This window comes from Candidatus Omnitrophota bacterium, assembly GCA_016209275.1.
Lineage (GTDB): Bacteria > Omnitrophota > Gorgyraeia > Aquiviventales > Aquiviventaceae > JACQWM01.
The window spans coordinates 40,559-49,996 of sequence record JACQWM010000028.1 but is presented as its reverse complement, the minus strand read 5'-3'; the positions used below and the strand labels follow the sequence as shown (position 1 = coordinate 49,996).

Genomic DNA, 9,438 nt, shown 5'->3' with positions numbered 1-9,438 from the left:
TTGGTGCCGACTTTGTAGCGCTCTTCCACTTTCTCGTTCTGTCCCAGCTCAAGCTCGGAGAGATGCATGAGCCCTTCCACATCTTTCGCGATTTCCACGAACAGTCCGAAACCGGCGACCTTCGTCACCGTGCCTTCCACCGATGAACCGAGCTGGAATTGCTGAATCAGCTGCGGCCAGGGATCCGACATCATCTGCTTCATGCCAAGCGTAATCCGGTGGTTGTCCGGCTCGCAGGTGACAACCATCACTTCGACCATCTTGCCCTTCTTGAGGACCTCGGAGGGGTGGTTGATCTTGCGGGTCCAGGAAATATCTTCATTGTGCAGCATGCCTTCAAGGCCGTCTTCCAACTCAATGAATGCGCCATAATCGGTGAGCTGCCGCACCCGGCCCATGACCACGGCCTGCGGCTTGTATTTCTCGGCCGCGGTCTGCCACGGATCGCCGGCGGCCTGGCGCATCCCCAGCGAGAGCCGCTGGTTCTTGGCGTCAACCGCCAGCACCACCGCTTCGATTTCCTGCCCCACCTGCAACAGCTCGGAGGGATGATTGACGCGCTTGGACCAGGACAGCTCCGAGATGTGCACGAGGCCTTCGATGCCTGGCTCCACCTCAACGAAGGCGCCGTAGGGCACGAGGTTTACCACTTTCCCCTTGATTTTCGTATTGACGGGATATTTTTCCTCGGCGTGCTGCCAGGGGCTCGGAAAGAGCTGCTTCAGCCCCAAGGACACCTTGTTGGCCTGCCGGTCAATGGCCAGCACGATCACGTCCAGCTTCTGGCCGACCGAAAGGACCTCGGAGGGGTGGCCGATGCGCCCCCAGGAAATGTCGCCGATGTGCAGCAGGCCGTCGATGCCGCCCAAATCGATGAACGCGCCGAAATCGGTCAGGTTCTTCACGGTGCCGGCGCGGCGTTCGCTGACGGTCAGCGACTCGATGAGCTTCTGGCGGATCTGCGTTTTCTCTTTGAGGAGGTAATCGCGGTGGGACACGACGATGTTTTTGCGGGAGCGGCTGATCTTGATGATGATGAACTTCAGGCCCTGGCCGACGAGGGAATCCAGATTCGCGTAGCCTTTCAGGGAGGCGAGGGAGGCCGGCATGAACGCCTCGATGCCGATATCCACCATGAGCCCGCCTTTGACCTTACGGAGGGGCCGGCCGTCGATGATGTCGCCTTCCTTGCAGTTGTTGACGATCCGCTCCCAGCCCTTCTGCCGGTCGGCCTTGTGCTTGGAGAGGATGACCATGCCCTGCTCATCCTCGATCTTCTCCACTAGCACTTCGACCTCATCGCCGACTTTCAGGCTCTGGGGATCGGAGAACTCGAGCCGGTTGATCGAGCCTTCGGACTTAAAGCCGATGTCCACCACCACGTCCGCAGGGTTGACCGCGATGATGCGGCCCTTGACGATCTGCCCTTCGGCGATGGAGCGCATGCTCTGCGCGTAGAGATCGGAGAGCGTTTCGGTTGTTTCCTCGGTCATCATCTCGTCTTGAGGGTTGTTGGGCTGCTCAACTGGGCGGCCAGTTGGCGCCACGCCGTTGTCACGGCCTCCGCAAGCTGTTGGTGGGCATTGCGAGAGGCCCCGGAAACCGTAGACCCAAGAGTATAGGGGATCGGCGGGCCGAACGCAACGGAAATTTTTGAGCGTCGCAGGCGCAGCGGCCCCGTCGGCCCCATCGCCTCAAAGGTGCCCTGCACCACCGCCGGAACAATCGGGGCTTTCGCCGCCATGGCCAGCAGGCCAACACCGCGCTTGGCCTGGCCTAACCGGCCTGAGAGCTGGCGAGTGCCTTCCGGAAAGATCGCCACGACGCCTCCTCGGCGGAGCTTGACGATGGCCGCGCGCAGCGCGCCCAGATCCGCTTCCCCGCGCCGCAACGGCACCGCCCCAATGGAGCGCAGATACGCGCCCAACAACGGCTTCGCAAAGAGGCTGGAGCGCGCCATAAAATCGATGGGGCGCGGGCACGCCACCCCCAGCAGCGGCGGATCGAGATAGCTGACATGATTGCCGGCGAGGATGCACGGACCACGCCTCGGCACATGGCGCTGCCCGCGGACGGACAGGCCGTAGGCGCCGCGAAACACCAGCCACAGCAGGAGCCGGCTGAGCTGATACGGGACGGCCTGTGCGACCGTCATGCGCGGGGATGCGCGATATGCCGGAGCATTGCCCGGATCACTTGGGCAATCGTCAGGCGGGTCGTATCGATCGTCACGGCCCCCCGCGGCTTCACGAGCGGGCCCACGCGGCGATTGCGATCCAGATGATCGCGGAAATGCAGCTGCTCCTTCACTTGGATCATGGGCGGCTTGGTCCCGTAGAGACGGGCCAGCTCTGATTGGCGCCGCCGAGCCCGGACGGCCGGATCCGCGTTGAGGAAAAACTTGTGCGGTGCCTGAGGAAACACCACCGAGCCGGTATCGCGGCCTTCAACAACCATGCCTTGGTGGTTCGCGAGCCGACGCTGCAACGCCACCATGGCGGAACGGACCGCCGGCTCCTGGGAGACTTGGGCGGCGGCCTCGGTCACTTCTTCCGTCCGGATCTTCGTGGTGATGTCGTGCCCGCGCAAGAAGACGCGCAAGCCGACGTCAGGATCTTGCCGCAGCCGAAGCGGAAGGGCCTTAGCCAACCGTGCGACCTGCTTGGCGTCCGTGATGGGATTCAAATCGGCATGCAGGGCCGCGTAGGCCAGCGATCGGTAGGTCGCACCGGTATCCAAATAGAGCAACCCCAGCCGCTTGGCTAGCAATCTTGCCACCGTGCTCTTCCCCACGCCGGCCGGACCGTCGATGGTCACCACCAGTGGCCTAGTCAAGGGCATCACGTTTGGCTTTTGCTGCGCGCAGCAATCGGCGCAGGGCCGGACGATCGCTCCAGGCGAGGTGCTTGCGCAGCTGCTGCCACGTCCGCTCGAATCGCCGCATGGCCGCGGTGATCTGGCCGCGGTTCGTCAAAAAGATCGCCTCCCACAAAGCCGGATCGCTTTTGGCGACGCGCGTGCCGTCGAGAAAACTGCGAGGCGCGATGGCTAAGGCCTTGGGCTCGGTGGCGGCCATGAGGCAGAAGGCCATCACATGCGGCACGTGACTGACTTCGGCCAGCAGCTGATCGTGGCGCGCGGGATCCATCATGATCACTCGATCGGCGATCGCGGCCCAGAACCGCCGGACACGAGCTAACGCGGCTCGATTCGTGCGTCGGGTTGTGGTCACAATGCACAGTGAGCCATCGTAAAGATTCTTTTGAACCGCCCGAATCCCGCGCCGCTCGGAGCCGGCCAGGGGGTGTGCTCCGACAAACGCCACGCCGCGGCGCCGCGCGCGCTCCAGCGCATGCACGATCGCCTCTTTGGTGCTGCCGACATCAGTGAGGATGCTGCCTGGCTTCATGGATCGTGCGATCCGCGGGCCGAGCGGGAGCATCACATCGACCGGTGTGGCCAGGACGACCAGGTCGGCATCGGCCACCGCCTTGCGCAGGTCGGTCGTACCCCAGGTGACTGCACCGGAGGCTTTGGCCTGGCGAAGTGTTGCGGGTTTACGACTCCAACCAACGACCTCATGGGCAAGCCGTTTCTTGCGAATCGCCATGCCGAGCGACCCGCCCATGAGTCCAAGTCCTACGATCGTGACTTGCTTAAAGTGTGTCATTGATCGATTAATGCGACCCACGATTCATGACCCATGACGCATGACATATGACATATGACACAAGACACATGACACACGACCAAATATGTTTTTGTTTTAGTCATGGGGCATGCGTCGTGTGTCATGGGTCGCCGTTTCGTCATAATGTCCGACCCACCGCTTTGGCGACTTTGCGAATTTCTGTCACGAGCGCAGCAAACTTCTTGGGCAGCAGCGACTGGGGCCCGTCCGAAAGTGCGACTTCCGGATTCGGATGCACTTCGATGATCAGCCCATCCGCGCCGGCGGCGATGGCGGCCTTGGCCATCGGTCCGACATATTCCCACGTGCCGGTGCTATGGCTCGGATCCACCACGATCGGCAAGTGCGACAAGCTCTTGATGACCGGCACGGCGTTCAAGTCCAGCGTAAAGCGCGTGGCGGTCTCAAACGTCCGGATGCCGCGCTCGCACAGGATCACGTTGAAATTCCCCTGGCTTAAGATATACTCCGCCGCCAGCAGAAACTCATTGATCGTCGCAGATAAACCCCGCTTGAGCAGCACCGGCTTCTTGGACTGCCCCACGTCTTTCAGCAGCTCAAAGTTCTGCATGTTGCGAGCGCCGATCTGGATCATATCGGAGTATTCCTCGACCAGCGGCAAATCGCGCGTATCGAGCAACTCCGTCACCACGCGCAGGCCGGTCTCATGGGCCGCCTCGCGCAGCAGCTTCAGCCCTTCTTCGCCGAGCCCCTGGAAGGAATATGGCGAGGTGCGCGGTTTAAATGCTCCGCCGCGGAGAATTTTGGCGCCGCCGTGCTTCACCGCCTTCGCCACCTCCTGCAGCATTTGCCGGTTTTCCACCGAACACGGCCCGGCCATGATCACCACTTCTTTGCCCCCGATTTTGACATCGCCGCCTACGTCGATGACGCTGGCCTCAGGCTTGAATTCCCGCGAGACCAGCTTGTAGGGCTTGAGCACCGGCATCACTTTCTCAACGCCGGGGATCACTTCCAGCGGCTGCACGCGCAGCTGATCCTCCGGCCCGATGACGCCGATGATGGTGCGCTCGGTGCCCTGGGACACCATGGGCTTGAGGCCAAGCGCCTTGATGCGCTCAATCACATGATTGATCTGTTTCTTCGTTGCATCCGGTTTTAAGACGATAATCATGACACCCTCCTTATCCTGCGCCGACTAACGTAAACACTGGCGTAATTCCTGAATAAATTTTCGATTCTCAGCGGGCGTGCCGATTGTGATCCGAAGACACCCGGTCAGTTTCCAGCCGCTCATTTCGCGGACGATCACGCCGCGCTGCAACAGGGCGTGCGCAATCTCCGGCGCGCGCGGGCCAAGCTTTAGCAGGATAAAGTTCGTCGCGCTCGGAATCGAGCGGATCTTCAGCTGATCACATTCTCTGAGCAGATAGCGCTTGCCGTCAGCGACGAGCTTGCGCGTCTTGGCAAGAAACGCTGTATCATCAAGCGCTGCCACCGCAGCGGCCTGGGCGAGCGAGTTGACATTAAATGGCTCGCGCACGGCGTCCATGGCCGCAACCACCGCTGGCTCCGCGATCCCATAGCCGATGCGCAGCCCAGCGAGTCCATACGCCTTTGAGAACGTCCGCGTCACGATGAGCGGATGCTGCTCAATCAGCGGAATCGTCTGCGGATAATCCGGCGCATCCGCAAACTCATAGTACGCCTCATCCATGAACACCAGGACATGGCGCGGCAGATCGCGCACAAAGGCCAGCACCTCCTGCCGTGTGACATAGGTGCCGGTGGGGTTATCCGGATTGGCGATAAAGACGAGTTTCGTATCCGCGGTGATCCGTGCTCGCATCGCCGGAAGATCATAGCGATAATTCGTCAAGGGCACGACCACGACCTTGGCCCCGCAGGCCTTGGCCTGCAGCTCGTAGATCAGGAAGGTTGGAGCCGCCACCACCACGCCATCCCCCGGATCGACAAACGCCCGTAGCGCGAGGACGATGAGCTCATCCGAGCCGTTGCCGAAGATCAGCGCTGAGGGATCGACATGCAGTTTCTTCGCCAGTTTCGCGCGCAGCAGCGGGCAGGTCGACTCAGGATACCGGTGCAGATCCTTGAGGGCTTTCTGCGCGGCCGCCACGGCTTTGGGCGAGGGCCCCAGCGCGTTCTCATTGGAGGCCAGCTTGATGACCGAGGAGAGTTTGAGCTCTCGCTTGACCTCCTCAATCGGTTTGCCCGGCCGATAGGCCGTCAAATTCCGAATCGTCGCCCGCGCTCGTGTATCAATCATTTGATGCGGATTACACAGATTATTGGTCATTTATTGGTCACTGGATACGATCCTAAAATGCGAAGTAACGACGTCGAACGTTCTAAAGCTATCAGCGCTTTCTTCAGGCGCGGCTCGCTCATGTGGCCGTCGACGTCGATGAAAAAGAGATACTCCCAGGCCTTGCGCTTCGAGGGCCTCGACTCGATCTTCGTCAGGTTGATACGGTTGTGCTTGAATGGCACGAGCGCATCATGCAAGGCCCCCGGCTTATCCTTCAGCGCAAAGAGGATCGACGTCTTGTTACGGCGGCCGCGCTTTGGCTCGCCTAAACCCAGAATGAGAAATCGTGTTTTGTTCTCCCGCTCATCCGGAATCGGCATGGCGCGCAACCGATGCTCGCGCGCGAGCTCCTCCCGGCCGATCGCGGCGACCGCATGGCGCTGTGCTGCTGGCAACTGCACGAGCATCCAGACGGCATCGGCGGTTGAGCTCGTCTCCGTGCGCGCCACACGCGGCAAATGATGATCGAGCCATCGACGGCATTGCGCCAGCGCCTGAGGATGCGAGTAGACCGTGCGAATCTGCGAGAGCGATGCCTTGGGTGCTGTGATGAGCGCGTGATGGACCAGGAGCTCGGCTTCTCCATGAATCCGCACGGGCGTATCCACGAAATCGATAAACCGATCCAGGGTGTGCGCGACCGACCCCTCCAAAGAATTCTCAACAGGCACGACCCCGTAGTCGGCCTGCCGGCGCTCGACCAGATGGAACACATCATCGATCGTCGCCGCATGAAGATACCGGGCTCGCGCTCTGAAGCGGGCCTTGGCGGCGAGGTGCGTGTTCGTCTGCTCAGGACCCAAATACGCGATGGTTTGCATTCCCTCACTCACTGACTCACCCGCTCACTTACTCACTGGACTCTGTCGTCGCCGTTTCGCAGAACGACGCTCACGGCGGCGGCACTCGCACAAAATGGCTTGGAACGCATGCTCGACCGCCCGCGGCGAGAGCGGGCCACGGTTGGCGTGGACCACGTGCTTCAACACCGAGGCCTCGCGCGCCGCGTCAAACACCGGCCACTTGCGCCGATGCTTGATCCGGCCGATGGCGAGTGCCAAAGCGGCCCGCTGATTCAGCAGGCGCAAGAGCTGCTCATCCAGCCGGTCAATTCGACGGCGTAGCGACGGCAGATTCGGCATGAGGCTCTTGAATCGTGGGCGTGGCCATTTTGGGTAATGCTTCAATTGATGTCAGCCCGAAATGGCGCAGAAACTCCGTGGTGGTTCCGTAGAGAAACGGCCGGCCCGGCGTGTCTTTTCGGCCGGTCATTTTCACAAATTGCCGCTCAACGAGGGTATCAAGTGAAGCAGTCGCATCAACGCCGCGGACCGCTTCGATTTCGGCTTTGGTGATCGGCTGGCGATACGCGATGATGGCGAGTGTTTCCATCGTCGCCGATGTGACCGAATCCGGCTTGGGCGGCTGCAGCGCCTTGCGAATCCAGGGGGCGAGCGACTCATCGGTCACCATGTGCAAGCCCCCGGCGATGTCTTGGATCCGGAACGCGCGATTCGCCGCCGCATATTCGGCATTGAGGTGTTCTACCGCCTGCCGGATCGCTGTGTCGTCCGCATCCTGCAGAATGTCCTTGAGCCGCTTCACCGATAATGACTCGCTGAACACAAACAACAAGCCTTCAATGACCCGCTTCAGTTCAACCTGTTCCATACCCCCCTCAGCTCGAAACCACGGTGATAGTGATGTCTGAAAACGAGGATTCTTGGATGGCACGGGCGATGCGTTGGCGGATGAGCTCCAACAAGGCCAAAAAGGTCACCACCAGCTCCAATTTGCTTTTCTCCGGCGTAAAAATATCAAGAAAACGCACGTGCCGCTTCACCGTCAAGAGCACGCGCAGCTCGGTGAATTTCATCTCGACGGTCCAGGGCTCGACGTTCACCTCATAGATCGGCGCGCCGGCTTTCTTCAGCACGCGGCCGAAGGCCCCCATCAAATCGGTGAGGCTGACTTCCGCGGGTGCAGGGGCCGCCGCGGCATCACCGGCATCGGTCGTACACGCTGCCGGCGCGCGGCCAAAATGCTTGTGCTGCAAGGCATGCAGCTCGGCGAGCAATTGCGCGACGGTCTTGAACTGCTCGTACTCCTTGAGTCTCCGCTCGAGCTCCTCAAGGCTGACCGGGACGTCCTCCTCATCCACCATCGGAGGCTGGGGCAGCAAGCCTCGGGCCTTGATCGCCACGAGCATCCCCAGCAGCGGCAGCGGCTCCGCCAGCTCGTTCAACTCAATCCCGGAGCGCTTGACCTGCTCCAGGTATTGCTCGGTAAGATCCACCAGCTTGATGAGAAACACATCGACGAGATTGGCCTTGGTCAACTCCACGAGGAGCGACAAGGAGCCTTCGTAAATGTCCGCATCGACTTCGTACCGCATTTCAGTGGCCGGGTGGCCGGGTGGCCGGGTGGCCGGGTATGACTTGGCCACTTGGCCACTTGGCCACTTGGTCACCGCCAATAAGGCCGAAGGCTTGCTTCACCTCATGAATCGTCTGCTGGGCCACGGCGCGGGCCCGCATGGCGCCGTCGCGCAAGATGCGCTCGATGTCGCCCGTCGAAGGGCCGCGTGATCGCGCCGCGCGAAACGGCTCGGTCAGCTGAACCAGCAGCTCGCCAAGGTCGCGCTTATTCTCGACACAGCCCCGCGTGGCGTTGCGACAGCCGTCCCAAAACGGCTGGTAGCCGGTCGGGTTGAGCATCTTGTGATAATTGCAGACGTTGCACGTCTCCGGGTGCCCTGGATCGGTGCGCTTGATGCGCAGCGGATCGGTGAACATCTTCTGCGCCGTCGCGCGAATCCCCTCGGCTGACTCCGAGAGATTGATCGTGTTGCCATAGCTTTTTGACATCTTGCGACCGTCGGTGCCAAGGAGTTTCGGGGCTTCGGTCAGCAGCGCTTTCGGCTCGGGAAACATCTCGCGCTTCAGCAGAAAGTGGATTCGCCGGACGATCTCACGCGCGAGCTCCAGGTGCGGCAACTGGTCCTCGCCCACCGGCACCGCATGCGCCTTGTAGAGCAAAATGTCCGCCGCTTGCAGCACCGGATAGCCGAGAAATCCGTAGGTGGCCAAATCCCTCCCCTGGATTTCCCGCAGCTGCTCCTTGTACGTCGGCACCCGCTCGACCCACCCTAACGGTGTCAGCATGGCGAGTATGGCGAAGAGCTCCAGGTGCTCAGGGACATCCGACTGCCGGAAGATCACGCTGCGGGAGGGATCAATGCCGGCGGCAAGCCAGTCGCGCACGTTCTCCAGCGACCATTCATGGAGGCGTTGGGGGTGCTCATACTCGCTCATGAGCGCGTGGTAGTCCGCGACCATGAAGAAGCACTCGTACGACGCTTGCAGCGAGTTCCAATTGGCCAGCGCCCCGACCAAGTGGCCGAGATGCAATTGGCCGGTCGGCCGCATCCCGCTGAGCACGCGTTGTTTCATGCGCA

11 protein-coding genes are annotated in these 9,438 nt (G+C 61.3%); all 11 read right to left on the bottom strand.

What is annotated here, in order from left to right; translation table 11 throughout:
- A partial coding sequence (locus tag HY737_04200; GenBank protein MBI4597587.1) for a 30S ribosomal protein S1 occupies window positions 1-1,496 on the bottom strand: 1,496 nt, incomplete at its 3' end.
- Window positions 1,493-2,155 carry a 1-acyl-sn-glycerol-3-phosphate acyltransferase gene (locus tag HY737_04195; GenBank protein ID MBI4597586.1) on the bottom strand — a complete coding sequence of 221 codons (663 nt, stop codon included), beginning with the start codon at window positions 2,153-2,155 and terminating at the stop codon, window positions 1,493-1,495. The genes HY737_04195 and HY737_04200, both read right to left, overlap by 4 nt.
- Window positions 2,152-2,835: a (d)CMP kinase gene (locus HY737_04190; protein MBI4597585.1), complete on the bottom strand. Its 684-nt coding sequence runs from the start codon at window positions 2,833-2,835 to the stop codon at window positions 2,152-2,154. The genes HY737_04195 and HY737_04190 overlap by 4 nt, the downstream gene beginning before the upstream one ends.
- Entirely contained in the window at window positions 2,828-3,628 is an 801-nt protein-coding gene (locus HY737_04185) for a prephenate dehydrogenase (protein MBI4597584.1), read from the bottom strand. The genes HY737_04190 and HY737_04185 overlap by 8 nt, the downstream gene beginning before the upstream one ends.
- 181 nt (window positions 3,629-3,809) lie before the next feature.
- A complete protein-coding gene (aroF, locus tag HY737_04180) occupies window positions 3,810-4,826 on the bottom strand; it encodes a 3-deoxy-7-phosphoheptulonate synthase (protein MBI4597583.1) in 1,017 nt (338 codons plus the stop codon).
- A gap of 24 nt (window positions 4,827-4,850) precedes the next feature.
- Window positions 4,851-5,939 carry a histidinol-phosphate transaminase gene (locus HY737_04175; protein ID MBI4597582.1) on the bottom strand — a complete coding sequence of 363 codons (1,089 nt, stop codon included), beginning with the start codon at window positions 5,937-5,939 and terminating at the stop codon, window positions 4,851-4,853.
- 26 nt (window positions 5,940-5,965) lie between these two features.
- A complete protein-coding gene (gene pheA, locus HY737_04170; protein ID MBI4597581.1) occupies window positions 5,966-6,802 on the bottom strand; it encodes a prephenate dehydratase in 837 nt (278 codons plus the stop codon).
- Between the two features lie 24 nt (window positions 6,803-6,826).
- On the bottom strand, window positions 6,827-7,123 hold the full coding sequence (locus HY737_04165) for a chorismate mutase (protein MBI4597580.1): 297 nt from the start codon (window positions 7,121-7,123) through the stop codon (window positions 6,827-6,829).
- Window positions 7,089-7,652: an SMC-Scp complex subunit ScpB gene (scpB, locus tag HY737_04160; GenBank protein MBI4597579.1), complete on the bottom strand. Its 564-nt coding sequence runs from the start codon at window positions 7,650-7,652 to the stop codon at window positions 7,089-7,091. The genes HY737_04165 and scpB overlap by 35 nt, the downstream gene beginning before the upstream one ends.
- A 7-nt stretch (window positions 7,653-7,659) precedes the next feature.
- Window positions 7,660-8,376, bottom strand: a complete 717-nt coding sequence (locus HY737_04155) for a segregation/condensation protein A (protein ID MBI4597578.1) — start codon at window positions 8,374-8,376, stop codon at window positions 7,660-7,662.
- 1 nt (window position 8,377) lies between these two features.
- Window positions 8,378-9,433 (bottom strand): tryptophan--tRNA ligase, encoded by a 1,056-nt coding sequence (trpS, locus tag HY737_04150; GenBank protein ID MBI4597577.1) that lies wholly within the window; start codon window positions 9,431-9,433, stop codon window positions 8,378-8,380.
- Between the last annotated feature and the right edge of the window lie 5 nt (window positions 9,434-9,438).